The sequence below is a fragment of the Streptomyces sp. NPDC028910 genome (assembly GCF_055564955.1).
The window spans coordinates 95665-120843 of sequence record NZ_JBVHVF010000003.1 but is presented as its reverse complement, the minus strand read 5'-3'; the positions used below and the strand labels follow the sequence as shown (position 1 = coordinate 120843).

The following is a 25179-nucleotide window of genomic DNA, read 5'->3' as shown; positions in this document are numbered from 1 at the left end:
GTGAGCACCGAGAACGAGGGCACCGCGGCCCCGACACCCCCCGCGGCCCCGTCCGTACCCCCTGCTCCGGCCTCCGAGACGCAGGGGGCGGCATCCGCACCTGCTCCGCAGCAGGCCGACGCACCGCAGGCCCCGGCCGCACCGCAGGCCCCGGCCGCGGCTCCGGTTCCCGTTCCGCCCGCGGCTCCCGCGCCCGGCGCCGCCGAGACGGTGACCCAGAAGCTTCCGCCGCCGCCCGCGCCCGGCACCGAGCCGACCCAGCAGATCCCGCCCACTCCGGCGCCCCCGGCTCCGGCCCACGGCCAGGCTCCCGCCCCGGCCGCGCACGGAGCCGGGGGCTGGCCGCCCCCGCCGCCCACGGTGCCGGCGTACGGTGCGGGCAGCGGCTACGGCGGCGGAGCCTGGGGTGCCCCCCTGACCACCGACGGCGCCCCCGCGCCCAAGCGGAAGGGCAAGGGCGGCCTGATCGCGGGCGTCCTCGCGGCGGCGCTCCTCGCGGGCGGCGTCGGCGGCGGCGTCGGCTACTGGGCCGCCGAGCGCAGCAACGACGGCACCGGCTCGACGACGATCAGCGCCGCCAACACCCCCAAGGACCTCAAGCGCGAGGCCGGCTCCATCGCCGGCCTCGCTGCGGGCGCACTGCCCAGCGTCGTCACCATCGAGGCCTCGGCCGGCGACGGCGAGGCCGGCACCGGCACCGGGTTCGTCTACGACCAGCAGGGCCACATCCTCACCAACAACCACGTCGTGGCCTCCGCGGCGAACGGCGGGAAGCTCTTCGCGACCTTCTCCGACGGCAAGCGGTACGACGCCGAGGTAGTGGGCCGCGCCCAGGGCTACGACGTCGCCGTCCTCAAGCTGAAGAACCCGCCGGCCGGCCTCAAGCCGCTTCCGCTCGGCGACTCCGACAAGGTCGCCGTCGGCGACTCGACCATCGCGATCGGTGCCCCCTTCGGCCTGTCCAACACGGTCACCACCGGCATCGTCAGCGCCAAGAACCGCCCCGTCGCCTCCGGAGACGGCACCGGCAGCAAGAACTCGTACATGAGCGCGCTGCAGACGGACGCCTCGATCAACCCGGGCAACTCCGGCGGCCCGCTGCTCGACGGACGTGGCGCGGTCATCGGCATCAACTCGGCGATCCAGTCGGCCGGCAACGGCGGCTTCGGTGGCGGCCAGGCCGGCTCCATCGGCCTCGGCTTCGCCATTCCGATCAACCAGGCGAAGAACGTCGCCGAATCGCTGATCAAGACGGGCAAGCCGGTCTACCCGGTGATCTCGGTCTCCGTGGACCTCCAGTCCAAGGTCGAGGGCGCCAAGATCTCCGAGCAGGGTGCGGCGGCGAACGAGCTGGTCGACCCGAACGGCCCGGCCGGCAAGGCCGGCCTGAAGCCGGGCGACATCATCACCGAGTTCGGCGGCAAGCCGGTCGACAGCGGCCCGACCCTGATCAGCATGATCTGGACGTACAAGCCCGGCGACACCGTGAAGCTGACCTACCTGCGCGATGGCAAGCCGACCACGGTCGACATCACGCTGGGCTCGCGGGTCGGCGACAAGTAGGACCACCGGCCACCGCGGTGGCCTGATGGAGAGGGGCCGTAGGCGCGATTGTGCCTACGGCCCCTCCAACGTCCGCTTATGCTTCAGTGGTGTTCGATTCCCGGCACATACGGACGTTCCACGCGGTGGTCGCCTCCGGGTCGTACTCGGCGGCCGCCCGCGTGCTGGGGTACACCCAGCCCGCCATCACCCAGCAGATGAAGGCGCTCGAACGTGCCGTCGGCACCCCGCTGTTCACCCGCGTGGGCCGCAAGATGCAGCTCACCGAGGCCGGGGAGTCCCTTTCCCGGCACGCCGAGACCATCCTCGGCAACCTCTCCGCCGCCGAGGCCCAGCTGAGGGCCTACGCCCGCCTGCGCACCGGGCGCGTCAGACTGTGCGGCTTCCCCAGCGCCAATGTCACCCTCGTCCCGGAGGCCCTGAGCGGCCTGGCCAAGGACCATCCGGGCGTCCAGGTGGAACTGCTGGAGGGAGAGCCCCCGGAGTCGCTGCGCCGGCTGGAGCGCGGGGAGTGCGACATCACGCTGGCCTTCACCTATCCCGGCCTGCACGAGGAGGTCCCGGAGGAGGTCGCCGAGGTCAGGCTGCTCGAGGACCAGCTGACGGTGCTGCTCCCGACCGGGCATCCGCTGGCCCGGCGCCGCGCCGTGCACCTGGCCGATCTCGCCGAGGAACGGTGGATCGCGGGCTGTCCGCGCTGCCGGGCGAACCTGCTGCACGAGTGTGCGGAGCTGGGCTTCGTGCCCGACATCCGCTTCGCCACCGACGACAACCTGGTGGTGCAGAGCCTGGTCGCGCAGGGTCTGGGCGTGGCGATGATGCCCGCGCTGGTGCTGCCCTCCCTCTCGCTGAACCGGGTCTGCGGGCGGGCGCTCCAGCCAGCCGCGCGCCGGCACATCGCGGCCTACGTCTACCGGGACCATCTGCGGATACCGGCGACGGCCGTGGTGCTCGACGCGCTCAGGCAGGTGGCGGCGAACCGGGTCGGCTGCTGACCAACCCATAAGCGGTGCTTGGGATTTCAGGTCACAACTGTCGTTGGACGTGATGGAAGGACGGCAGCACGCTGCCGATATGACCACCACCACACCGGCCCGTACCACCACGAGGATGGCCGCCCTCGTCAGTGAGATCCGCACGGTCGTGGAGCGGGGGCTGGCTCCCGACCTCACCGCATACCTGGTGGGCGAACGGCTCGCCCCGCACCTGGGGGCGCCCGACCTCCTGGCGCCGGCGCAGCGGGAAGGCGACCCGGAGCGGTACCGGCAGCACATCCTGCACGCCGAGGCCGACGGCAGCTTCTCGGTGGTGGCACTGGTGTGGCTGCCGGGACAGGAGACCTGCATCCACGACCACGTGTCGTGGTGCGTGGCCGGGGTGCACCAGGGCGAGGAGAGCGAACGCCGCTTCCGGCTCGCGCCCGGCGCCGGCCCCGCCCGGCTGGTGGCCACCGAGGACGTGGTCAACGCCCAGGGTGACGTCTGCGGGTTCGCCCCACCCGGTGACATCCACAAGGTGCGCAACTCCTGTCCCACCAAAGCGATATCCGTGCACGTGTACGGCGCGGACGTGTCCCGGCTGGGCACCAGCATCCGACGTGTCTACACGCTCCCCGTCGACTGATGGCCCTCCTCCACCGCCCCCAGGGCACGGCGGTACGGCATGTTTCACGTGAAACATCCACTCCCTGGCCCGGGTTGGCGATGGCCGCGGGCGGAGCGCTGACCGCATGGTGCATCCACCGCCTCGCGCCCGCCGTGCCGATGCTGACCGCATCGGTGGTGCTCGGCATCGCGGTGGCGCATCTCCCCGGCCTACGGACTTTCGTACGCGGAACCGCGCGCCCGGGCCTCTCCCTGGCCGGCCGACGGCTGATGCGGATAGGCATCGTCCTGCTGGGCCTCGGCCTGGGGCTGGACCAGGTACTCCGGCTGGGCTGGGCCACGGTTGCCATGGTGGCCGGGGTGGTCGCGGCCACCTTCTTCGGTACCGTCTGGCTGGGCGGGCGGCTGGGACTCCCCGGAGATCAGCCGCTGTTGATCGCCACGGGGTACTCGATCTGCGGGGCCTCGGCGATCGGCGCGGTGAGCGAGGTCTCGGGCAGCAAGGAGGAGGACGTGGCGGCCTCCGTGGCGCTGGTCACCCTGTGCGGGACCCTCGCCATAGCGGTACTCCCCCTCCTTCAGGGCCCGTTGGGGCTCTCCGACCCGGCCTTCGGGCGGTGGGTCGGCGCCGGCGTCCACGACGTCGGCCAGGTGGTCGCGACGGCGCAGACCGCCGGCCCGGCGGCGCTGGGTGAGGCGGTGCTGGTCAAGCTGATGCGGGTGGCGCTGCTCGCCCCGCTGGTGGCGGCCGTGGCCTTCTCGGTACGGGCCCGGCGGCGCGGGGTGCGCAAGGCCTCGGGGCGTCGGCCGGCTCCGGTGCCGCTGTTCGTGGCCGGGTTCCTGGCCGCCGCCGCGCTGCGCGCCACGGGGGCACTACCCGATGTGGCGCTGGAATGGGCGCGCACCGCGCAGGAGGCACTGCTGGCGGCGGCCCTCTTCGGCCTGGGGAGTGCGGTGCACCTGCCGACGCTGGCCCGGACCGGTGGGCGGGCCGCGGTGCTGGGGCTCGGGGCGTGGGTGGTGGTGGCGGGGGTCTCGTACGCGGGTGTGATGCTCACCGTATGACGGCGCAACGGCCGCGAGTTGGCCAATTCCTGGCCGGAACCGACCGAACGTTCTGACTGCCCGCTGACATCGACGCGTGGCCGTGCCACTCTGCCCCGGCAAGCCGCACCACGCACCACGCACGGCCGATCCGCACCGACCGTTCTTCACCCCCACCCTGCCCTGATCCGACCGACAGGACCGGACCGGGCACGGCAGAAGGAGTCATGCGTGAATCGTCATCGCACGGCACTGTCCGTCCTCCTCTCGGCAGGCGCACTGATCGCGGGCGCCCTGACGGCGGCCACCCCCTCGATCGCGGCCGAGGCCCCCGCGTCCTTCCGGCAGCAGCACACCCAGGGCTTCTGGACCGCCGAGCGGATGCGGGGCGCCACCCCGCTCGACGTGACGGCGGTCCCCGGCGCGTCCCGCACGCCGGTCGCCACCTCGGCGGCCCCCACCAGGATTGCCCCGACGCCTGCCGCGTCCCCCACGGCGTTCCCGCAGGCGGGCGGTGCCTGGACGGGCGCCGGCGCGGTCGTGAAGACCTCGGGCCGGGTCTTCTTCACGATGGGCAACCGGACCGCTTCCTGTTCCGGCGACTCGGTCACCAGCGCCAACGGCAGCACGGTCATGACGGCCGGCCACTGCGTGAAGTACCAGGGGGCCTGGCACACGAACTGGGTGTTCGTCCCCGCCTACAACAACGGTTCCGCGCCCTACGGCCAGTGGCCGGCCACCAAGACCTTCGCCACCGACCAGTGGGCCGCGAGCGAGGACATGAACATGGACGTCGGTCTCGCCGTGGTCGCCCCGCTGAACGGGCAGACCCTCAGCCAGACCGTGGGCGCCCAGGGCATCCTCTTCAACGGTGGCTACAACAAGAAGATGTACTCCTTCGGCTTCCCCGCGGCGGCCCCGTACGACGGCACGAAGCTGGTCTACTGCAGCGGCAACAGCGGCAAGGACTTCCTGCTGACCCGGGACCACAGCCTGGCCTGCAACATGACCGGCGGCTCCAGCGGCGGCCCCTGGTTCCAGGACTTCAACGAGGCCACGGGCCTGGGCACCCAGGTCTCGGTCAACAGCTTCGGCTACACCTTCCTGCCGAACCGGATGTACGGCCCGTACTTCGGCAACGAGGCGAAGGCGGCCTACGACAAGGCCCAGACCGCCTGACCCCACAGTCGCCCCGCCACCCCCGCCTGCCCGGTACTCTGTACCGGCCAGGTGGGTTGCCCGAGCGGCCTAAGGGAACGGTCTTGAAAACCGTCGTGGCGCGAGTCACCGTGGGTTCAAATCCCACACCCACCGCAGGTGAACGGCTCCTGACCAGGATCTATGGTCGGGAGCCGTTCACGTTCATGTAGCTGTTTGTGACCGCTAGCCCCCGTGGTTCCCCGTCCGCCGGGGCACGTGAAGGGCACGCATGTAGCTGGATGGGGGACAAGGTGAACGAGGACGAGGTGGCGCGCGCTGTGCGGCGCGGGATGATCGAGTACCACAACCGTGTGGCCGCACAGCAGGCCGCAGCCCGGGAGCGGCAGGACAGAGGGTGCCTTGGCTGCATGCTCATGTTCATTGCAATCGGCGTGATCGTGATTGTGATTGCTGCCAAGGGATAGGGCTGGGAAGGCACCTTCCGCTGGGGCGGCCGCTCCAGCCACAGCGGACCCCGCTGTCATCCCGTCTGCCGTCGTCCCACACGGAGTGGTAGCAGGGCAGTCGCCAGGGGCCCAGGTGGAGCGCCCCGCTGGACGAACGACCTGGGCCCCTGGTGGCTGGTCTGCTACGGCTTGCCCTGGGACGACGGCAGGCGGGATGACAGCCTCCAACTCGAACCACAACGCAGCCGCGGCCGCACGACTGGCCCCCGCCATCCCAGAGTCAGAGCGCCCCCGCCGGAGGCATCTGTCCTGACATACGGTTCACCGATCAGGCCAGGCCCATCCCATCAAGCCCTTAGCCATTGGCGCGCGGCCGGCGCCCCGGGCTGGAGCGGGGCGCAGACAGGAGCGCAGGCCCGGGGGGACGGGCGCGCGACGCCGCCCTGGCGGCGGAAGCGCCCTTGATGAGGTAGAGAAACCTGTAACAGCCCCAGGCCCCAGGACAGTTCGTGAGCCCACTGGCACTTTTCCTGACAGTGCCTCCTAGTGGCGCGGGTACCTTCGTAGTGTCGAAGGGAGCCCATCATGGGGGCGGATCTGAGCACGGGGCAAAGGGTGGCACGGGCACGCCGCCGACTTGGCTGGGACCAGGCGCAGCTAGCCGCTGCTGTAGATCGCTCAGTGAGCTGGGTGTCCAAGGTGGAGACTGGGCGGCTTCCGCTCGACCGTATGAGCGTCGTCGGCCAGCTTGCCGAAGCCCTCGGCATCGAGGTCATCGAGCTGACCGGTCAGCCCTACCGTCACGAGTCCTCCGAACTCGACTCGGGCCACGCCGCGATTCCGGGCCTTCGTCTCGCGCTCCAGCAGGCAACCATGCCGGGCGGTGCACTCCTGCTCGGGGCCATCGAGCCGCCTTCGCTTGACGATGTCTCCGCTCGGGTGATGGCTGCTGAGCGGCTTCGCCAGGACGCCAAATTCACGGCCCTTGGGGACGTCCTCCCCCAGATCCTGCGAGACCTCATCGTCGCCTGCGACATCGCGGAGGGTGATGACCTCCGGCGGGCAGAAGCGCTCATGCTCCGCGCAAGCCACATGGCCCGGGTCTCTTCGAACCTGCTGGGTCACCACGACCTTGGTTGGAGCGCGGTTCAGCGTGAGCTGGTCGCGGCTGAGCGCGCCGAGTCCCCGACACTTCGAGCAGCCGCCCGATGGGATCTCTGCGGAGTCTGGCTGTACGAAGGGGAGGTAGCCGCGGCGCGGGACATGGCGCTCCGGGCTCTCGATGACCTCGAACCCGATCTCTCCACTGCTGATGAAAGCGTCCGCTCTTTGTGGGGTGCGATGCACCTCCGGGCCGCCGTCGCCTGGTCCCGACTCTGGGACCGCACTGAGGCGGAATCTCACCTGACGGAAGCACGTCGAATAGCGGCGGACCTGCCCGCTGACGGGAATGTCTTTCAGACCCAGTTCAACGCGGTCAACACCGAGATTCACAGCGTGGAAGTCAGCCTGGAGCTGGGGCACCCGCGCGACGTGGTGTCCCGGTCCGAACTGGTCGACGTCATGCGCATTGCGTCCGGCGAGCGGAAGTCTCACTTCTGGGTCTGCACGGCGGCCGGCCAGATGATGAACGGCAAGGCCGAGGCTGCGGCAGCGTCCATCCTTCAGGCCGACGCGGTCGCTCCTCAGCACGTACGCAACCGACCCGTAGCCCGCAACCTCGTGGACGACCTGCGGTCCACCAACAGGAACGCGCGCACGGAGGAGATCCGGCGCCTGGCCGGACACATGAAGCTCGGCTGATCAGCCCGGACGGAGAGGGGGCCGTTGTCGTGAGGGTGGCAGAGAAAGCGCGATTACTCGTGGAGCTGCACGAGATCCGGAAGAAGTTATCCGAGGCTGCACAGCGTGTGGATCGGCTGTCCACTGCGGTCACGGCAGATCGGCAACGTGCCCTTCGAGGCGATCGAGCCGCGAGTTGATCACATCCAATGCGGCCTTGATCTCGGCCAGCTCGCTGGCCAAGGTCGCGGCCTGCTCCACCTCGACGCTCGGCGGGTCGCTGGCGACGAAGGTCCCACGTCCCTGCTGACTCACAATCAAGCCTTCATCGCGAAGGATGTCCAATGCGTGCCGAACGGTCATGGCTGCAACGCCATACCGCTCGGCCAGCTTGGCGTTCCCGTCCAGCCGCTGGCCGGCCGTCAGCACGCCGCGCGCGATCTGCCTCCGAAGGTCGTCGGCAACCTGCGCGTAGGCGCTGCGGGGATCATCTGGGCTCACGGTCACAAACCCAGGTTATCTAAGTGATCTAAAGAAGTCTCCCCAAAGGGCTTGTGCTCTTCGCCATCACTACTAATCTAGGTAACACAAGAGAAGTTAGAGATGTCGAGAGCGGCGCCCTACCGCCAAGCAGTCCGCCGCTCCCGTCCCCGTGAAGGGAGCTTCCATCATGCCCGCAATGCTCAAGGCCGTGCAGTCTCCGAAGGTCTTCGTCCGGGACCTGTCGACCATGGAACGGGCTGTCGCGCTGTACGCCTCGGACATGCCCACCACCTACCGCCACCGCGTGGCCGACGACGCGAAGCTGTGCGACTGGATCGTTCAGGGCGCCTCTCGGCTGGGTCTGGATGAGCTGTACCGCTCGGCGGCCTTCACCAGCGGCTACCTGAGGCTCTGGATCGAGGACGGCGCCACTCTGGGGCAGGCTGCCGCTCACCTCGCGCGCTTCGCTGACCAACCGCGATTCAACCTTGCCCAGCGGATGGCATCCTCGGTCTCGCTGTGGATCGTCAAGGAGATCAGCCCTGCTGCTCGCGCCCGTGCTGACCGGCCGATGGTCGAGACGGCTGACGTGGTCTCGGCGGTGGCGGCGTGACGACTCCGAGTCTGGCCCCGCTGCCGGGTCTGCCTACTCCGCCGGTACAGCCTCTCCGGAGCGCTCTTCGTGCGCCGGACTCTCCGCTCGGGCGCGCCCGTGTGGAGCGCGGTTGGTCCCAGCACAAGTTGGTGCGGGCGCTGATGCTGCTCGCCGAGTCCTGGGGCTGGGACATCGCGGCCGAGAACTCCTTGAAGGTCTACGTGTCCCGCTGGGAGAACGGCACCGCTCAGCCCGGCGAGACGTATCAGGCCCTGCTCTGTGCGGTCCTCGGCATGACCCGGGACCAGCTTGCCTTCACCCCGCCCAACGATGCGGCGGCCCTGGTCGACCGCGTTGCCGCTCTGGAGTCCCTCGTCGTCCAGCTCACCGACCGACTCTCGGCGGTGGCCGCGTGACCGTCTTCCCCGTACCTCCGGCTGCCGTCGCTGATGTGGCGGCGGCCGTGGGCACCGACCCCCTGACCCTCGCTGATCTCCTGCGGGTCGCCTCTGCTCCGGGCTTCGACCGCTGGCGTGACCAGATCCGCCGTACCGGGGGCTGCTCAGACCCGATCCACCTCTCCGGCTCCACGGTCACCCGGGACCGCCGGACCGGTGATGTCCTCTACTCGTACTCGACCGCCGCTGAGCCTGGCGGCCGGTTACGGATCGCGTGCGGCAACCGGCGAGCCTCCCGCTGTCCCTCCTGCGCCTGGACCTACGCCGGAGACACCTACCACCTGATCCGGGCCGGGATCACGGGTGATGAGCGCAAGGACGTCCCTGTGACGGTCCGCTCACACCCTCGGGTGTTCGCGACGCTGACGGCGCCGTCGTTCGGTCCGGTGCACAACCGCCCGGCCTCTGGCCGCTGCCGCTGTGGCACCGTCCACGGCGAGCAGGACCCCGTACTTGGTACGGCGTTGAACCCTGAGCGGTACGACTACGCGGGCGCGGTGCTCTGGAACAACTTCGCCGGGCAGCTCTGGCAGCGCTTCACGATCTACCTGCGCCGGGAGATCGCTGCCCGCGCGGGCCTGTCCCAGCGGGCCCTGGCCGAGTGCTGCCGGGTCTCGTTCGGGAAGGTTGCCGAGTTCCAGAAGCGCGGAGCGGTCCACTTCCACACGGTAGTGCGCCTCGACGGACCGGATGGACCCGGCACCGCTCCACCGTCCTGGGCGTCGGTCACCCTGCTCGATGACGCGATCCGGGCCGCCGCCGGCCGAGTCGCCGTGAGCGTCCCGGCCTCCGCCGACTTCCCTGCCCGCACCCTTGGTTGGGGCACTCAGGTGGACGTGCAGCCCATCGGCGGACTTGGGCATGAAGACCTGACTGAAGCAGCCGTGGCGTCGTACGTCGCGAAGTACGCGACCAAGGCCGCCGAGACCACGGGCACGGCGGACCGCCGGATCGGGGAACTCGCCGAGCTGGACAAGCTTCGGCTGCCCGGCCACACGCGGCGCCTGATCGAAGCCTGCTGGGCGCTCGATGAGGCGTATCCGGATCGGCTGTTGGCGCGCTGGTCGCACATGCTCGGCTTCCGGGGCCACTTCTCCACCAAGTCCCGCGCCTACTCCACCACCCTCGGCGCCCTCCGCCAGACCCGCGCCGACTACCGCGCCGCGCAGGAACGCCGCGAACGGGGCCTGCCCGACCCGGACGACTCCTTGGAGGACTCCACGCTCGTCCTCGCCCACTGGACCTACGCCGGACACGGACACACCCCCGGTGAATCCTGGCTCGCCGCCACCATCGCCGAGGGCATCAAGACCAACCGCACCACCGCCCGCGAAGCCCTCGCGGAGCTGGACCAGACGAATGCTGAGGGGGAGTGATGGCCGTGGACCGACTCCTCACCGTGGACCAGGTCGCCGACTTGCTCGGGACAACCGTGCGGTTCCCTCGGCGTCTGATCGAGGAGCGGCGCATCACCTTCGTCAAGGTCGGCCGACACGTCCGCATCCCCGAAGCCGCGGTGCAGACCTTCATCCAGGAGCACACCGTTAACCCCGTACCGGCTGTCCGGTCCCGGCTGAGGAGCGTGGCCTGATGGCTGGGAAGCGTAAGCAACGACGTGGGTTCGGTCGGGTCCGCAAGCTGCCCTCAGGGCGCTATCAGGTTCGGTACCCGGGGCCGGATGGAGTCCTTCGGCCGGCGGATCGCACCTTCGCCACCGTGACGGACGCTGATCTCTGGCTGACTCGGAAGCGGATCGAGATCGAGGATGGTCAGTGGCTCGACCCGGCCGAGGGCAAGACTACGGTCCGGGACTGGGGCGCCCGGTGGTTGGCGGCGGTGTCTCCGCAGCTCAAGCACAAGACGCAGGCGTCGTACCGGTCTCTCATCACTTCGCAGATCAACCCGGCACTGGGAGACCGTGAGCTGTCTAGCCTGCGGCCGATCACGGTCACGGAATGGGTCGGCTCGATGAAGACCATGGGGCTGAGCGCGTCACGGATCCGGCAGGCGTACCGCGTGCTGTCGCAACTCATGAGGTCGGCGGTGGACAACGGGCTGATTGCCCAAACCCCATGCCGTGGTGTCCGGCTGCCTCGGATGCCCGAGACGGAGCCGCACATCCTGACGCAGGCAGAGGCGTCCAGCGTCGTCCGGCACGCCGACAAGCCGCACGACCTGCTGATCGCGTTGCTGGCCTTCGGAGGCCTGCGGATCGGGGAGGCGTTCGCGCTTCGGCGGATGGACATCGACCTGGCCGGCCGTTTGGTCCTCGTGGACGAGAACCTCGCCGAGGCGAACGGCAAGCTCGTCTTCGACACCCCGAAGTCCCACCAGAAGAGGGTTCTGCGGATCGCACCTTCGCTGGCCAAGCGGCTCGGTGCTCACCTCGCCGGGCTAGCGCCTGGCGACGACGTACTTCTGTTTGCCAACTCCAAGGGCGGCCCGCTGCGCTACAACCAGTGGCGCAAGGCGTGCTTCGACCCGGCCGTGAAGGCTGCTGGCCTGACCGACGTCACCCCGCATGACCTAAGGGCCTCACACGGAACCTGGGTGGCGGACAAGTTCGGCGTCATGACCGCTGCCCGGCGCCTCGGCCACTCGAATGCCAGCGTTACCACTCGGCACTACGCCCGGCCAGTTGACGGGCGTGATGCTCAGGTGGCCGATGCCTCGGATGGTTGGCTCAACGGGCACGGCGACGGCCCTGGGGCACGGGACGGGCACGCTGCCCCCGCCGACTCCGACGAAAGTGCCTCATAGGGCCCCTGACCTGGCCTTGAGTCGGACCCACCTGGGTCGCGCAAAAGGTCTTGAAAACCGTCGTGGCAGCGATGTCACCGTGGGTTCAAATCCCACACCCACCGCCACAGGTCAGAGAACGCGCTGATCAGAAGGGGTGTCCCGAGAGCGGGGCGCCCCTTCGCCGTGTGCCTGTCTCACCTCGAATCGCCCCTGTACCGCTTTGGGTCACTGTCTGTGGACCAGGTGTGGACCACGGTCCACCGGTCCACAGGTCACTGACCTGTACTTACGCGGGTATGCGAAAGGGGCGTCCGCCCCGGGGCGCCCCTTGTGTCGACTGCTGCCACTATCTGTCGACGGTTTGAGCGGTGACGCTGTTACATGTCCATCGCGTCGGCTTTGTCGTTCCAGGTGCCACCGTGGACGTAGTTGATATTGGTCAGGTTGTGGCAGTTTGTGGCCCCAATGGACATGGTGGGGTCCACCATGAAGTCTCGGTAGTCGATCAGGGTCGCCCCGTAAGTCGGCCGGGCGACGCAGATGGAGGTCGCTTGGTCTCGGAAGCCCCAGTCAGCGAACTTCTTGTGGCCGCCAGCACTCCACTGAAGCTTGCGACCCTCGTAGTTGATGTCCTGCCAAACGCAGACCCACCCGTACCCGCAGTCGCTGGCCGCCATTACTGAGGCCGGAGCCTCTTGGGCCGCCTTCGAGCCGAGCACCTTGCGTGCTTCTTCCGTCGCCTTCTTGGCGACTGCGGCGTTGTCCTTGACCAGGACGGCGTCCGCTTCGGCCTGGCTGTCGAAACACTTGACTTCGAGGTTCAGCGTCTCAGCGCGTTTGCGCATCCTTGCGCCTGTTCATCAGCGGCGGGGCTCAGCGCCCCGGCCGAAGGTGCTACCGACGTCGGAGCAGGCGTCGTGGCACTGGCCGTCGGCGTGGTGAACGCATCGCCCCTCCCCTGATTGTCCGCCCGTTGGCGGTTCTGCCTACACACACTGCACGCGCAGTCACAACTTGTGTGGCTGCGCGTGCGGGAGGCTACGACTTGATCGGAGAGCCGTATGCGGCGAGGATCGCATGGATGTTCGAATTGGCGGCGAGTCGGACGGGATCGCAGGGCTTTTGACCTGAACACCCATCATTCGCGGGGTAGTTGTCCGGCGCGATCCGTGACTCCCTGGGCGACGATGGCCCGCGTGGACAGTGTCTCGCCGGCCTTGCCCCAAGTGCTGTCCTTGAGGGCGACCGTGCGGGAGCCGAGGAGCCGCAGGCTCTGCTTGTCGAAGATCCACTCGGTGCGCTCGTTGTTGTGGACCCGTGCGACCGCAACGCCCGTTCGACCCGCGGCGTCCTTCGCCTCAGGGACCAGGACGACACCCGGAATGCGCGCCGCCGCGCGGTAGAGCGCCGCGCTCAAACCGGGCGGGGCCTGGAACTGCCGCAGAAGATCGCCGATGGCGACGAACGCCTGCTGATCGGGTCCGGTGGTCGAACCGGACCCGGCCCCGTGTTGCTTGCGCGTGTCCTCGTAGATCAACTTCAACAGCCGGTCGGGATCGGTCGGCAGCGATTCGAGGAATCGATAGGTGGGGTTGTTGAGATTCGGCGAACCCTCGGGGGGGAACGTCTCGGACCCTCGCACGGTACGCATCGTCCATCCCGCCGAGCCGTCGACCGAGAACCAGCGTTCGGCCGAATCGTCTGAGGGGATCGCCTCCATCTTCCCCCCTCCGCCCGGGATCTCGGAGAGGGTGACGGACCGTCCGACGGACTTCGTGTACAGGAACTGCCCGTCGCGCACCACCGGGGCTGGCGCGGATCCGGCCGCCAGGGCGACGCGGTCCAAGAGCTGCACGGCCGCAGGCTCAGGGCGGGCGGCCTTGGTGGGTTCCTCCGGACTGTTGCCGCTCAGGGTGAAGGTGACGGCCACCGCGCACGCTGCCGCCACCACCCCCAGGGAAAGGAACAGAGGGCGCCTGGACCGCCGGCGCGTGGTCTGCTCCGCTTGTGCGATTTCACGCATCAGATGCTCCTTGATCGGGCGCTGGGCGCGGAAGGGCAGGTCCCCATCGGAGATCCCGTCCAGGCGCCGCAGGAGTTCGTCGTGCTCGGATCGTTCGGTCCGTGCGTCATCAGCGGCGTTCACAGGTGTCCCTCCCGTGCGGTGCGAGACGTGGACACACGCCCCGCGGCTGGGTCCGCGGCCAGATTGGCGGTGGTGAGTTTGCGAAGGCGGCTGCGTGCCCGTGACAGCCGGGAGCGAACGGTCGACTCACTGACACCGCACGCCTTTGCCACTTCGCCATGGCTGAGCCCGGACCAGACGGACAGGACGATGACTTCACGGTCGGCACGTCGGAGCTGATCCAATGCGGCCAGGGCGGCCGCCGCCTCCGCGGTGTCCGTGATCCGGGACACCACTCGGTCGGCCGGGTCCGGGACGGCATCCGGTAGGGGTAAGCGCGTCAGCGCCTCGCTGTGTCGCCGTGCGGCCCGACGGGTGTTGCGTATGACATTGCTGGCGACCCCGAGCAGCCAGGCGCGGTGACTTGTGACTTCGTCGAGCTTCCCCCGCAATCGCCAAGCTTCGAGGAACGTGAGGGAGACGATGTCATCCGCCCCCGCACGGTCGGAAGTCATGCGGACGACATGCGCGTACACCGCCTGGGCGTGCGCGTCATAGAGTTCCGCGAACAGTTGCTGGTCCACACTGAGTAATGTCCGTTAGCTGCCTCTCGTTGCATGTGACGTCGGTCATGCAATAAAGGCGGGGGGCGACCGTCACTCGGCTACCCGGCTTCTGGCTGGCCCGTACGCAGCTCCAGCGGGGCAAGCTCGACCAGGCGTGCAAGCAGGTCAGAGGGCGGGCACCCGATCAGGGTGCCCGCCCTCTCTGCTCATGCTGTCTCACCTTGTGCACCCGTATCCCGCTGTTGACCAGCGCGTATGGGCCATCTGTGGGCCGGGATCATGGCGCTAGACCTGCGCACTCCTGGCGTCGCGCCGCCGTGCCACGTAGCGGAGCAGGGCCCAGATCGCCGCGGCGTTGACCAGGGCGCTGACCAGGACCGCGCCGTAGAAGCCGAATTCGGACCACATGTCGAGCTTGGTGTCGAAGGACGTGTCCGGTGCCACCCAGTCCGAGGGGCGCGGGGCGGACTCCGGTACGAACTCCGTGGGCAGCGGCTCGGGAGGCGGCTCCGAGCGGTGGTAGGTGGGCTCCACGACCGGGGCCGACTCGTCCAGGGCATCCGCCGCGGGTACGAACGTGCTCAGCAGCAGGACGCTGACCGGCGCGGTGGCGAGGATCGGGAAGGCTGCGAAGAGCCCGATGTCCCCGGTTCGGCTGCCGACCGCGACGTAGACCAGCATCGCGACCACCAGGGCCAGGTATCCACCGGGCACCCACATCTCAGGCTTCGACCAGCGCCGCACCATGACGTTCCCCGTTCCGTTCCGCTTCGTTCGACCTGCGCCCAGTCTCGAAGCCGCCGAGGACCGCCACCTGAGTACGCCTACTCATCCTGCTCGGCGCTGAGTACCTGGTCAGAGCCGTGCACGGCAAGCACGCCGGGACACCCCGCAACGTATCCCCCTTGTCCGGCACACGGCGCCGGAAGGATTCCGCGACTAGCCGCCGTTGAGGCCCCGCTCGATCAGTTCGTTCGCACGCGTCTGCTGTCCCCTGAGGATCTTGGCGAAGAACCGGAACAGAACCGTCAGGCTGTGCCCGGCTCGGCGGGCCACTTCCACCGGGTCGACCCAGCCGAAGAACCCCGCCATCTGCTCCCCGCGTGTGCTGAGCCGTCGTACCGCAGCGATCAGCTCCGCTGCCTGCTGAGGGTTCGGGACATAGCGGAAGTCGACCTCGTCGTCCTTGGTCGGCGCGCTCCAATTGATGAGGCCAAGCGGGTTGGTGGGCAGAATCCCGCGCTCCACCGCGTACCGCGGCGCGTTGCTCAGGACCATGCGCTTGCGGACACAGCGTCCCTCCGGTCATCCGCGGCCTTGGGCCTTCCGAGTGGTGTTTGTCGGAAGATCGGCGCGGGCGGTGGGGGTGGTGCGGTTGCGGCCACATCATGACGAATGTATGCAGATCCGCCCTTCGGAACATCGCGAATCGAGGCACTCCGTCATGGCTCACCGCAGCGTCCTCACGTCGATCTGGACCTCCCTCCTCGCTGTCCTCATGGCCCTCCTCTCCTCCCTCCGTCCCGGTGGGAAGGCCGCGGCCGCCGCCTCCGTCTCGGCTCCCGTCGTTCCGGCCCCCGCGGCCGCCTGCCCGGCCCGGCCGGCTTTCGCGGTCCGGCGGACCTGGCGGGCGATGATGCGGGGTGGTTCGCTGCCGCCGACCCTCAAGCAGCGGATCCGCGCCGAAGCCCACGGCAAGAGCCCCTCCGTCCGCCGCTCGACCACCGCCGCGGCCATGGGCGCCGGAGTGGGGACCGCTGCCCGGCCCCTGACCTCGGTCGCGGCCACCACCGAAGGCTCCCCCGCCCGTACCGCAGCCCGTACCGCTGCCCGCGCCGGGGCGAGCGCCGGTCCCGCCCGAGAAGCGCTCGCGCTCGCCGCGTAGCCCCGTAGACGCAGTCCGGCAGCGCCGAGAGCAGGCGCTGGAGCCCGGTCGGTCGCTCGTGACCGTGGATCGCGCCGCGTGGTGCCCCGGAGCGGGGCACGGATAGACAGTACCGGCGTGCGCCGGGCGTGCAGGTGGGCGTAAGGCTTGGTGTTGCAGGGCCGCAGGCCCGGGAGACGGTGGGGTTCCCGGACGGCGCGGCCTTTTCGGCATGTCCGGACGCGGCGGTCTGGAGGAACGATTCATCCCTTGTGTGGCGCGGGTGCCAGCCGGTTCCAGAGTGCTGATCTGGGGCTCCAGGGGCGCGAATCAGGTTTATCCGATGTTGGTCATACTTGCGGGGGAATCGGGGACTCCGGGGTGGTTCGCCGGGGATTCGGTGGGCAATTCTGATCTCGCGACGTCGTCACCACACGGAACGACCGAGGCGGTCGGCCAACTGCCTTGGAGCAAGTCCCACTTCGGTTTCTGGAGGATAAAGACATGGCAAGCATCCGTACCGCCCGCGCCATCGCCGCCGTCGCCGCTCTCCCCCTCGCCCTCGCACTCTTCGGCGGGGTCGCATCGGCCGACAACGGCTCCTTCGCGAACGACGGATCGAATGCGAGCGTCGCCAGCATCATCGGCAGCGGCGTGGGCGGTGGCAACCACGGCAACTCGTCCACCTCGCAGCAGGTGGCCACCGGCTCCGGTGCCTCCAACCAGAACAACACCGCGCAGGTCAACGGCTCGGCCTTCACGGCTATCCACCAGGACAACTCGAACGTAGAGGTCAATTTCTACCCCTGGTGGTAGCCGCGGCCTGAGCCGCTCCGATTCTTGAGGGCGTCTGTGCGACCGGACCGGCTGGGGTCCGGTAGCGCAGGCGCCCTCGCGCATGCCCGCGTACCCGAGGTGCACGGCGCTGCCTCCCGACCTTGACACCACGGGCAAATCTGACGGACAGTCAGGTTCCCTCGATGTTGTGATGCCGGGAGGCCAGCGCCGTGCACCTCGCCCCGACCGAAGGCCAGTTGCGGCTCCGCGCCGAACTGCGGGAGTACTTCCACGATCTGCTGCCGGACCCGGTCCCCGAGGACCCGGCCCGCCAGCGCGAACTGCTGCGCCGCATCGGCGCCGACGGGCTGCTCGGCCTCGGCTGGCCCGTCGAGTACGGCGGCCAAGGCCGCGGCGCCGACGAACAGTTCCTCTTCTTCGACGAGGCCTACCGGGCCGGCGCCCCCGTCTCCATGGTCACGCTCAACACCGTCGGCCCGACCCTGATGAAGTACGGGACCCGGGAACAGAAGGACTACTTCCTGCCCCGGATCCTCACCGGCGACATCGTCTTCGCCATCGGCTACTCCGAGCCCGAGGCCGGCACCGACCTCGCCTCACTGCGCACCCGCGCGGTCCGCGACGGAGCCGACTGGCTGATCGACGGACAGAAGATCTTCACCTCCAACGCGCAGAACGCGGACTGGATCTGGCTCGCCTGCCGCACCGACCCGCAGGCCCCCAAGCACAAGGGCATCTCGATCATCCTGGTGCCCACCGACTCCCCCGGCTTCGCGTGGACCCCCATCGACACCGTCGGCGGACTCACGACCACGGCGACGTACTACGACTCCGTCCGCGTACCCGCAGGCAACCTCGTCGGCCCGGAGCACGGCGGTTGGAGCCTGATCACCAACCAGCTCAACCACGAGCGCGTCGCCCTCGCCGCCATAGGCATGCAGGCGGAGGACTTCTACACGGGTGCGCTCAGCCATGCCCGCACCCCCGACCCGGTCACCGGCGACCGGCCCGCCGACCTCCCCTGGGTGCGTTCCCGGCTTGCCGAGGCGCACGCCCGGCTGGCCGCCGTACGCCTCCTCAACTGGCGTCTCGTCCAGGACGTGGCCGACGGCACCCTGGCCCCCGGCGACGCCAGCGGTGTGAAGTTCCTAGGCACCGAGTCCGCCGTCGAGGTGTACCGGATGTGCCAGGAGGTGGTCGGGGAGGAAGCCCTGATACGGGGACCCGCGGCCTTCGCGGGCGGCGAGCTCGAGCGGATGAACCGGTCCGCCCAGATCAACACCTTCGGCGGCGGGGTCAGCGAGGTCCAGCGGGAGATCGTCGCCATGATGCGGCTCGGCATGAAGGGGAGGAAGCGATGACGGCGGACGCAACCGGCACCGCCGAGGAGGCAGCCCGGTTCCACGCGCTGCTCCTGGCCTTCGAGGGACAGCCGGCCGCGACCGGCGGCCGGGGCAAGGACGCGGTCAACGCGCCGATGATCCGCCACTGGTGCGAGGCGATGGGCGATGCCAACCCCGCCTACACCGGGCCGGACGCCATCGCTCCACCCACCATGCTCCAGGCCTGGACGATGGGCGGGCTCTCCGGCCACTCGGACCGCTCCTCCTCCTACGACGAGCTCTTCGCCCTCCTCGACGGCGCCGGCTTCACCTCAGTGGTCGCCACCGACTGCGAGCAGGAGTACCTCCGCCCGCTCCGGCCCGGCGACGAGATCACCTTCGACGCCGTCATCGAGTCCGTCTCGCCCCGCAAGACGACCAAGCTGGGCACCGGCCACTTCGTGACGACCCGGATGGACGTCCAGGTGGACGGGGAGCCCGCCGGCACCCACCGCTTCCGGATACTCAAGTACGAGCCCACCGCCAGGCCGCAGAAGAAGCCCCCGGCGCGGCGCCCCCGCCCGGTGATCAACCGCGACAACCAGGGATTCTGGGACGGCGTCCGGGACCACAAGCTGCTGATCCAGCGCTGCACTTCCTGCGCCACCCTCCGCTTCCCGTGGCTCCCCGGCTGCAACGCCTGCGCGAGCCCCGACTGGGACACCGTCGAGGCGTCCGGCGCGGCCACGGTCTTCTCGTACGTCGTCATGCACCACCCGCCCTTCCCGGCCTTCGACCCTCCCTACGCGGTCGCCCTCGTCGAGCTCGTCGAGGGGGTCCGGATGATCAGCAACATCACCGGTGTCCCGTACGACAAGGTGCGCATCGGCCTGCCCGTCCAACTGGAGTTCCTGCGCGTCGACGACGACCTCGAACTCCCCGTCTTCCGCGGGAGCGAGGGCTGATGGACTTCCACCCCACCGAGGAGCAGGCCGCCGCGGCCTCTCTCGCCGCCCGGATCTTCTCCGATCTCGCCACCCACGAACGCCTCGCCGCGGCCGGCACCGGCAGCGACGCCGAGTTGTGGAAGGCACTCACCACGGCCGGACTGACCGCCGCCGTCGAGGAGGTCGGCCTGCTCGGGCTGGTCCTGCTGCTGGAGGAGCAGGGCCGCACCACCGCGCAGGTCCCGTACGCCGCCACCTGCGCGTACGGGATCCTCCCCGTCGTCGCGCACGGCAGCCCCGAACAGCGCGCCCGCCTGCTGCCCGCCCTCGGCAGCGGCGAGGCGGTGGCCACCGGCGCCTTCCCGGCCCGGGGCCGGATCACCTCCGACGCGGGCCGGCTCACCGGGACCGCGCCCGCCGTGCCCTGGCTGCGCGACGCCACGCACGTGCTGGTCCCGGACGCGGACCGCGCGCTGTGGCTCGTACGGACGGACGCGCCCGGCGTGCGGACCTCCCCGGTGGAGACCACCGCCCCCTGGTCGGCGGGCCGGCTGACCCTGACCGGAGCCGAGGCCGAGCGCATCGGGTCCGACAGCGCCTACGAGGACACCCTCGCCGCTGCCCGCACCGCCTTCGCCGGGCTCCAGGCGGGCGTCTGCGCGGGCTCGCTCGCCCGGGCGGTGGAGTACACCTCCACCCGTGAGCAGTTCGGCCGGCCGCTTTCCACCAACCAGGGAGTGATGCTGCGCGCGGCCGACGCGTACATGGACACCGAGGCCATCCGGGTCACCGCGTACGAGGCGGCCTGGCGCATCGACCAGGGCCTTCCGGCGCGCGAGCACGCACTGACGGCGGCCTGGTGGGCGTCGGAGGCGGGCAAACGGGTCGTGCACGCGGGCCAGCACCTGCACGGCGGCCTGGGCGCCGACCTCGACCACCCCGTCCACCGGCACTTCCTGTGGGGGCGCCAACTGGACGCCTACCTGGGCTGCGGGAGCGAACTGCTGGCCGAACTGGGAGCTTCGATAGCCGAGGGAGAGCAGGCATGAACGTCGGCGACACGCTGCCGCCGCTGGAGATTCCGGTCACCCGCACCCTGATCGTCGCGGGCGCGATCGCCTCCCGCGACTACCAGGACGTGCACCACGACGCGGCGCTCGCGCGGGAGAAGGGCTCCCCGGACGTCTTCATGAACATCCTGACCACGAACGGCCTGGTCGGCCGGTACATCACCGATCACCTCGGGCCGCACGCCATCCTGCGCAAGGTGGCCATCCGCCTCGGCGCACCCAACTACCCGGGCGACACCATGACCCTCACCGGCACCGTCACGGCCGTGTACGCCAGCACCGTCGAGATCCGGGTCGTCGGTGCCAACGGCATCGGCCACCACGTAACGGGGACGGTCACCGCGGAGGTGCCGGCATGAGCGTTCGCACCCGGGACGAGCTGGGCGGCCGGGCCGCCATCGCCGGCATCGGCGCGACCGAGTTCTCCAAGGACTCCGGCCGCAGCGAGCTCAAGCTCGCCGTCGAGGCCGTGCACGCCGCACTCGACGACGCCGGGCTCACCCCCGCCGACGTCGACGGCATGGTCACCTTCACGATGGACACCAGTCCGGAGATCACCGTCGCCCAGGCGGCGGGCATCGGGGACCTGTCCTTCTTCTCCCGCGTCCACTACGGCGGCGGCGCCGCCTGCGCCACCGTCCAGCAGGCCGCCCTCGCCGTCGCCACCGGGGTCGCGGAGGTCGTGGTCTGCTACCGCGCCTTCAACGAGCGCTCCGGGCGCCGCTTCGGCGCCGGAGTCCAGCAGCGGGAACCCTCGGCGGAGGGGGCGGCGCTCGGCTGGTCGCTGCCCTGGGGGCTGCTGACCCCCGCCTCGTGGGTGGCCATGACGGCCCAGCGCTACCTGCACACCTACCACCTCACCCCCGAGGCCTTCGGGCACGTCGCGGTCACCGACCGCCGGCACGCCGCGAACAACCCCGCCGCCTACTTCCACGGCAAGCCCATCACCCTCGCCGACCACGCCGCCTCGCGCTGGATCGTGGAGCCGCTGCGGCTGCTGGACTGCTGTCAGGAGACCGACGGCGGCCAGGCCGTCGTCGTCACCACGACCGAGCGGGCCCGGGACCTGCGGCACGCGCCTGCCGTGATCACCGCGGCCGCGCAGGGCGCCGGACGCCGCCAGGAGGGCATGACCTCCTTCTACCGCGACGACCTCACCGGGCTGCCGGAGATGGACGTGGTCGCGCGCCAGCTGTGGCGGACCAGCGGACTGCGCCCCTCGGACATCGACGTCGGCATCCTCTACGACCACTTCACTCCCTTCGTGCTGATGCAGCTGGAGGAGTTCGGCTTCTGCAAGCCGGGTGAGGCCGCCGATTTCGTGGCCGCGGACGCGCTGCCGCTCAACACCCACGGCGGCCAGCTCGGGGAGGCGTACCTGCACGGCATGAACGGCATCGCCGAGGCCGTCCGCCAGCTGCGCGGCACCTCCGTCAACCAGGTCGCGGGGGCGGCGCACGCGCTCGTCACGGCCGGTACCGGGGTACCGACCTCCGGACTGATCCTCGGCGCCGACGCCTGAGATCCGGTCGCTGTGGGCCCTCGCCCCCTCCACCTTCAGGGGGTGGGGATGGCCCTACTCCTACAACCTGAGATGGATCCCCCATCGGCACCTGCGGCCGATTCCAGGGCGGGCGGGCGCTCCTAGCGTGGAGACATGACCACGCCTGTGTGCACGCTCGCCTCGAATCCGACGCCGTACCCGTCGTTCTCGGCGTACGTCCGGACCCGCGGCACGGTCCTGATGCGCACCGCGCGCTCCCTCACCGCCAACCCGTGCGACGCGGAGGACCTGCTCCAGACGGCCCTCACGAAGACGTACGTAGCCTGGGACCGCATCGAGGACCACCGTGCCCTGGACGGCTATGTCCGACGGACCTTGGTCAACACCCGCACCTCCCAGTGGCGCAAGCGCAAGGTCGACGAGTTCGTATGCGACGAGCTCCCGGAGACGGAGGAGGCCCCGGCCTCCGACCCGGCGGAGGCGCAGGCGCTGCGCGACGCGATGTGGCGTGCGGTGACCCGGCTGCCCGACCGGCAGCGGGCCATGGTCGTCCTGCGCTACTACGAGGACCTGAGCGAGGTGCAGACCGCGGAGCTGCTGGGCGTCTCGGTCGGCACGGTCAAGAGCGCTGTCTCCCGAGCCCTGGGCAAGCTCCGCGAGGACCCGGAACTCACGCCGGTCCGCTGAGACGGAGCATGTTTCACGTGAAACCAGAGCCTGTTTCACGTGACCAGAGCATGTTTCACGTGAAACACGAGCGGGTTTCTACCCCCGGGTAGTGACATGCCGACTGGTACGTGCGCAGAATCGGCAGCATCCGTAGCCGCCGCAGCGCCGCAGCGCTCACCGGGAGGACGCTTTGCTCAGCACCATGCAGGACGTACCGCTCCTCGTCACCCGCATACTCCGACACGGAATGACGATCCACGGGAAGTCCCAGGTCACGACCTGGACCGGGGAGGCTGAGCCGCACCGCCGCAGCTTCGCCGAGATCGGCACCCGCGCCACCCGCCTCGCCGGCGCCCTGCGCGACGAGCTCGGAGTGCAGCAGGACGACCGGGTCGCCACCCTCATGTGGAACAACGCCGAGCACGTCGAGGCGTACTTCGCGATCCCCTCCATGGGCGCGGTTCTGCACACACTCAACCTGCGGCTCCCTCCTGAGCAGCTGGTCTTCATCGTCAACCACGCCGCCGACCGGGTCGTGCTGGTCAACGGCACCCTGCTGCCCCTGCTCGCGCCGCTGCTGCCGCACCTGCCGACCATCGAGCACGTCGTGGTCTCCGGCATCGGCGACCGTTCCGCGCTCGATGGCCTGAACGTGCGCGTGCACGAGTACGAGGAGCTCCTGGAAGGCCGCTCCGACAGCTACGACTGGCCCGAGCTGGACGAGCGCCAGGCAGCCGCTATGTGCTACACCTCCGGCACCACCGGGGACCCCAAGGGCGTCGTCTACTCCCACCGCTCGCTCTACCTGCACTCCATGCAGGTCAACATGGCCGAGTCGATGGGGCTGACCGACAAGGACACCACCCTCATCGTGGTCCCGCAGTTCCACGTGAACGCCTGGGGGCTGCCGCACGCCACCTTCATGACCGGTATCAACATGCTGATGCCGGACCGCTTCCTGCAGCCGGCCCCGCTCGCCGAGATGATCGAGCGGGAGAAGCCCACGCACGCCGCGGCCGTCCCCACCATCTGGCAGGGGCTGTTGGCCGAGGTCACCGCCAACCCGCGCGACCTGACCTCGATGAAGCAGGTCACCATCGGCGGAGCGGCCTGTCCGCCCTCCCTGATGGAGGCCTACGACAAGCTCGGCGTCCGCGTCTGCCACGCCTGGGGCATGACCGAGACCTCCCCGCTCGGCACGATGGCGCACCCGCCGGCCGGTCTGAGCGCCGAGGAGGAGTGGCCCTACCGGATCACGCAGGGTCGTTTCCCGGCGGGTGTCGAAGCCCGCCTGGTCGGACCCGGCGGCGACCACCTGCCCTGGGACGGCGAGTCGGCGGGCGAGCTGGAAGTGCGCGGCAACTGGATCGCGAGTGCCTACTACGGCGGTGCGTCCGGCGAACCCTTCCGCCCCGAGGACAAGTTCAGCGCCGACGGGTGGCTCAAGACCGGGGACGTCGGCGTCATAAGCACCGACGGCTTCCTCACGCTCACCGACCGCGCCAAGGACGTCATCAAGTCCGGCGGTGAGTGGATCTCCAGCGTGGAGCTGGAGAACGCGCTCATGGCGCACCCCGAGGTCGCCGAGGCCGCCGTCGTCGCCGTCCCGGACGAGAAGTGGGGCGAGCGCCCGCTGGCCACCGTCGTCCTCAAGGAAGGCGCGACCGTGAACTACACGGGGCTGCGCGACTTCCTCTCGCAGTCCATCGCCAAGTGGCAGCTGCCGGAGCGCTGGACGGTCCTCGAAGCCGTGCCGAAGACCAGTGTCGGCAAGTTCGACAAGAAGGTGATCCGCAAGCAGTACGCGGACGGCGCACTGGACGTCACCAAGCTCGACTGACGCCGGCGCCGGCCTAACCGCGGGTGAGCCATGGCCGCAGCAGCTTGCTGACGGCGGGCATGGCCACGTAGGTCATCAAGGTGCTGAAGACGACGGCGAAGGCGGCCGTCCGCAGCACGAAGTGCAGATCCACCAGGTACGGCCCGAGCACCGCGTTGCCGATCAGCGAGATCGGGAAGATGGCCAGCCCCGAGCTGATCGCCATCTTCCACCGCGGCGGCGCGGGCCGGGTCGTACCCGGCTTGGCGAACCAGGTCTCCATGCCGTGCAGTTCCCGGCGGGCTATCTCCGTGTGGTGGTGGCCGAGGCAGTTGGAGAACCACTCCGCCCTCTCCGCGGAGTCCTGCCAGCGCTGGAACGCCGCCTGGTTGCGGAACCGGTGGACCAGGAACCACGGCCCGCCCTCCGACGCGGGGCGGAAGAGCCCGTACCCGAGGTGGTCCGGGAAGCCCGCGGCCGTCTCCAGGATCCCGTGGGCCCAGGCCTCGAAGGTCTCCTCGTGCCCCGGCTCCACCTGCCGAGCGATGAGCAGGTTCACCTCCCCGTTGTCGGCGGGGACGGTGTGCTCGGTCGTGTTGATGATGGCCATCCGGCCA

28 protein-coding genes and 1 tRNA gene are annotated in these 25179 nt (G+C 69.8%); 22 read left to right on the top strand and 7 right to left on the bottom strand.

Annotated features, from left to right (window positions below; translation table 11 throughout):
* The 8 genes from ACZ4TV_RS05425 to ACZ4TV_RS05390 all read left to right on the top strand — a co-directional run bounded on the left by ACZ4TV_RS05425 (position 1) and on the right by ACZ4TV_RS05390 (position 7621).
* Positions 1 to 1563 carry a S1C family serine protease gene (locus ACZ4TV_RS05425; protein WP_468130939.1) on the top strand — a complete coding sequence of 521 codons (1563 nt, stop codon included), beginning with the start codon at positions 1 to 3 and terminating at the stop codon, positions 1561 to 1563.
* 89 nt (positions 1564 to 1652) lie between these two features.
* Entirely contained in the window at positions 1653 to 2558 is a 906-nt protein-coding gene (locus ACZ4TV_RS05420) for a LysR family transcriptional regulator (protein ID WP_468130937.1), read from the top strand.
* Positions 2559 to 2637: 79 nt separating this feature from the next.
* Positions 2638 to 3186 (top strand): cysteine dioxygenase family protein, encoded by a 549-nt coding sequence (locus ACZ4TV_RS05415; protein WP_468130935.1) that lies wholly within the window; start codon positions 2638 to 2640, stop codon positions 3184 to 3186.
* Complete coding sequence (locus ACZ4TV_RS05410; protein WP_468130933.1) at positions 3186 to 4232, top strand: YeiH family protein; 1047 nt, start codon at positions 3186 to 3188, stop codon at positions 4230 to 4232. The genes ACZ4TV_RS05415 and ACZ4TV_RS05410 overlap by 1 nt, the downstream gene beginning before the upstream one ends.
* Before the next feature lie 210 nt (positions 4233 to 4442).
* On the top strand, positions 4443 to 5390 hold the full coding sequence (locus ACZ4TV_RS05405) for a trypsin-like serine peptidase (protein WP_468130931.1): 948 nt from the start codon (positions 4443 to 4445) through the stop codon (positions 5388 to 5390).
* A 50-nt stretch (positions 5391 to 5440) separates the two neighbouring features.
* A tRNA-Ser gene (locus tag ACZ4TV_RS05400) sits at positions 5441 to 5525 on the top strand.
* Positions 5526 to 5662: 137 nt separating this feature from the next.
* Positions 5663 to 5836: a hypothetical protein gene (locus ACZ4TV_RS05395; RefSeq protein ID WP_468130929.1), complete on the top strand. Its 174-nt coding sequence runs from the start codon at positions 5663 to 5665 to the stop codon at positions 5834 to 5836.
* A gap of 567 nt (positions 5837 to 6403) precedes the next feature.
* Positions 6404 to 7621: a helix-turn-helix domain-containing protein gene (locus ACZ4TV_RS05390; protein ID WP_468130927.1), complete on the top strand. Its 1218-nt coding sequence runs from the start codon at positions 6404 to 6406 to the stop codon at positions 7619 to 7621.
* 129 nt (positions 7622 to 7750) lie between these two features.
* Here the strand turns inward: ACZ4TV_RS05390 and ACZ4TV_RS05385 are convergent, their stop codons facing one another.
* A complete protein-coding gene (locus ACZ4TV_RS05385; RefSeq protein WP_468130925.1) occupies positions 7751 to 8107 on the bottom strand; it encodes a GntR family transcriptional regulator in 357 nt (118 codons plus the stop codon).
* Positions 8108 to 8270: 163 nt separating this feature from the next.
* On the opposite strand from ACZ4TV_RS05385, the gene ACZ4TV_RS05380 reads away from it, so the two are divergent.
* From ACZ4TV_RS05380 to ACZ4TV_RS05360, 5 genes are all read left to right on the top strand, one after another.
* Complete coding sequence (locus tag ACZ4TV_RS05380; protein ID WP_468130923.1) at positions 8271 to 8696, top strand: hypothetical protein; 426 nt, start codon at positions 8271 to 8273, stop codon at positions 8694 to 8696.
* Positions 8697 to 8797: 101 nt separating this feature from the next.
* Complete coding sequence (locus tag ACZ4TV_RS05375; RefSeq protein WP_468130921.1) at positions 8798 to 9094, top strand: XRE family transcriptional regulator; 297 nt, start codon at positions 8798 to 8800, stop codon at positions 9092 to 9094.
* On the top strand, positions 9091 to 10512 hold the full coding sequence (gene repSA / locus ACZ4TV_RS05370; RefSeq protein ID WP_468130919.1) for a replication initiator protein RepSA: 1422 nt from the start codon (positions 9091 to 9093) through the stop codon (positions 10510 to 10512). Before ACZ4TV_RS05375 ends, repSA begins: the two co-directional genes overlap by 4 nt.
* Entirely contained in the window at positions 10512 to 10727 is a 216-nt protein-coding gene (locus ACZ4TV_RS05365) for a helix-turn-helix domain-containing protein (protein ID WP_468130917.1), read from the top strand. The genes repSA and ACZ4TV_RS05365 overlap by 1 nt, the downstream gene beginning before the upstream one ends.
* Positions 10727 to 11896, top strand: a complete 1170-nt coding sequence (locus ACZ4TV_RS05360; protein ID WP_468130915.1) for a tyrosine-type recombinase/integrase — start codon at positions 10727 to 10729, stop codon at positions 11894 to 11896. The genes ACZ4TV_RS05365 and ACZ4TV_RS05360 overlap by 1 nt, the downstream gene beginning before the upstream one ends.
* A gap of 359 nt (positions 11897 to 12255) precedes the next feature.
* Here the strand turns inward: ACZ4TV_RS05360 and ACZ4TV_RS05355 are convergent, their stop codons facing one another.
* From ACZ4TV_RS05355 to ACZ4TV_RS05335, 5 genes are all read right to left on the bottom strand, one after another.
* Positions 12256 to 12723 carry a peptidase inhibitor family I36 protein gene (locus ACZ4TV_RS05355; RefSeq protein ID WP_468130913.1) on the bottom strand — a complete coding sequence of 156 codons (468 nt, stop codon included), beginning with the start codon at positions 12721 to 12723 and terminating at the stop codon, positions 12256 to 12258.
* A gap of 293 nt (positions 12724 to 13016) precedes the next feature.
* Positions 13017 to 14024, bottom strand: coding sequence for a CU044_5270 family protein (locus ACZ4TV_RS05350; RefSeq protein WP_468130911.1), 1008 nt, complete (start codon positions 14022 to 14024; stop codon positions 13017 to 13019).
* Positions 14021 to 14587, bottom strand: coding sequence for an RNA polymerase sigma factor (locus ACZ4TV_RS05345; RefSeq protein WP_468130909.1), 567 nt, complete (start codon positions 14585 to 14587; stop codon positions 14021 to 14023). Before ACZ4TV_RS05345 ends, ACZ4TV_RS05350 begins: the two co-directional genes overlap by 4 nt.
* Before the next feature lie 267 nt (positions 14588 to 14854).
* Positions 14855 to 15316, bottom strand: a complete 462-nt coding sequence (locus ACZ4TV_RS05340; RefSeq protein ID WP_468130907.1) for an SCO4225 family membrane protein — start codon at positions 15314 to 15316, stop codon at positions 14855 to 14857.
* Positions 15317 to 15508: 192 nt separating this feature from the next.
* Positions 15509 to 15847: a hypothetical protein gene (locus tag ACZ4TV_RS05335; RefSeq protein ID WP_468130905.1), complete on the bottom strand. Its 339-nt coding sequence runs from the start codon at positions 15845 to 15847 to the stop codon at positions 15509 to 15511.
* Positions 15848 to 16013: 166 nt separating this feature from the next.
* Between ACZ4TV_RS05335 and ACZ4TV_RS05330 the strand changes: the two genes are divergently transcribed.
* From ACZ4TV_RS05330 to ACZ4TV_RS05290, 9 genes are all read left to right on the top strand, one after another.
* A complete protein-coding gene (locus ACZ4TV_RS05330; protein WP_468130903.1) occupies positions 16014 to 16454 on the top strand; it encodes a DUF6344 domain-containing protein in 441 nt (146 codons plus the stop codon).
* Positions 16455 to 16937: 483 nt separating this feature from the next.
* A complete protein-coding gene (locus ACZ4TV_RS05325; RefSeq protein WP_468130901.1) occupies positions 16938 to 17249 on the top strand; it encodes a hypothetical protein in 312 nt (103 codons plus the stop codon).
* A gap of 191 nt (positions 17250 to 17440) precedes the next feature.
* Entirely contained in the window at positions 17441 to 18592 is a 1152-nt protein-coding gene (locus ACZ4TV_RS05320; protein WP_468130899.1) for an acyl-CoA dehydrogenase family protein, read from the top strand.
* A complete protein-coding gene (locus ACZ4TV_RS05315; RefSeq protein ID WP_468130897.1) occupies positions 18589 to 19518 on the top strand; it encodes a bifunctional MaoC family dehydratase N-terminal/OB-fold nucleic acid binding domain-containing protein in 930 nt (309 codons plus the stop codon). The genes ACZ4TV_RS05320 and ACZ4TV_RS05315 overlap by 4 nt, the downstream gene beginning before the upstream one ends.
* A complete protein-coding gene (locus tag ACZ4TV_RS05310) occupies positions 19518 to 20549 on the top strand; it encodes an acyl-CoA dehydrogenase family protein (RefSeq protein ID WP_468130895.1) in 1032 nt (343 codons plus the stop codon). The genes ACZ4TV_RS05315 and ACZ4TV_RS05310 overlap by 1 nt, the downstream gene beginning before the upstream one ends.
* Positions 20546 to 20929, top strand: coding sequence for a MaoC family dehydratase (locus tag ACZ4TV_RS05305; RefSeq protein ID WP_468130893.1), 384 nt, complete (start codon positions 20546 to 20548; stop codon positions 20927 to 20929). The genes ACZ4TV_RS05310 and ACZ4TV_RS05305 overlap by 4 nt, the downstream gene beginning before the upstream one ends.
* Positions 20926 to 22092 (top strand): lipid-transfer protein, encoded by a 1167-nt coding sequence (locus tag ACZ4TV_RS05300; RefSeq protein WP_468130891.1) that lies wholly within the window; start codon positions 20926 to 20928, stop codon positions 22090 to 22092. The genes ACZ4TV_RS05305 and ACZ4TV_RS05300 overlap by 4 nt, the downstream gene beginning before the upstream one ends.
* Positions 22093 to 22227: 135 nt before the next feature.
* Complete coding sequence (locus ACZ4TV_RS05295) at positions 22228 to 22761, top strand: SigE family RNA polymerase sigma factor (protein WP_468130889.1); 534 nt, start codon at positions 22228 to 22230, stop codon at positions 22759 to 22761.
* 172 nt (positions 22762 to 22933) lie between these two features.
* Positions 22934 to 24583 carry a long-chain fatty acid--CoA ligase gene (locus tag ACZ4TV_RS05290; RefSeq protein WP_468130887.1) on the top strand — a complete coding sequence of 550 codons (1650 nt, stop codon included), beginning with the start codon at positions 22934 to 22936 and terminating at the stop codon, positions 24581 to 24583.
* Positions 24584 to 24596: 13 nt separating this feature from the next.
* Here ACZ4TV_RS05290 and ACZ4TV_RS05285 read toward each other — a convergent pair whose 3' ends face one another.
* On the bottom strand, positions 24597 to 25172 hold the full coding sequence (locus ACZ4TV_RS05285; protein WP_468130885.1) for an antibiotic biosynthesis monooxygenase: 576 nt from the start codon (positions 25170 to 25172) through the stop codon (positions 24597 to 24599).
* Positions 25173 to 25179 lie beyond the last annotated feature (7 nt).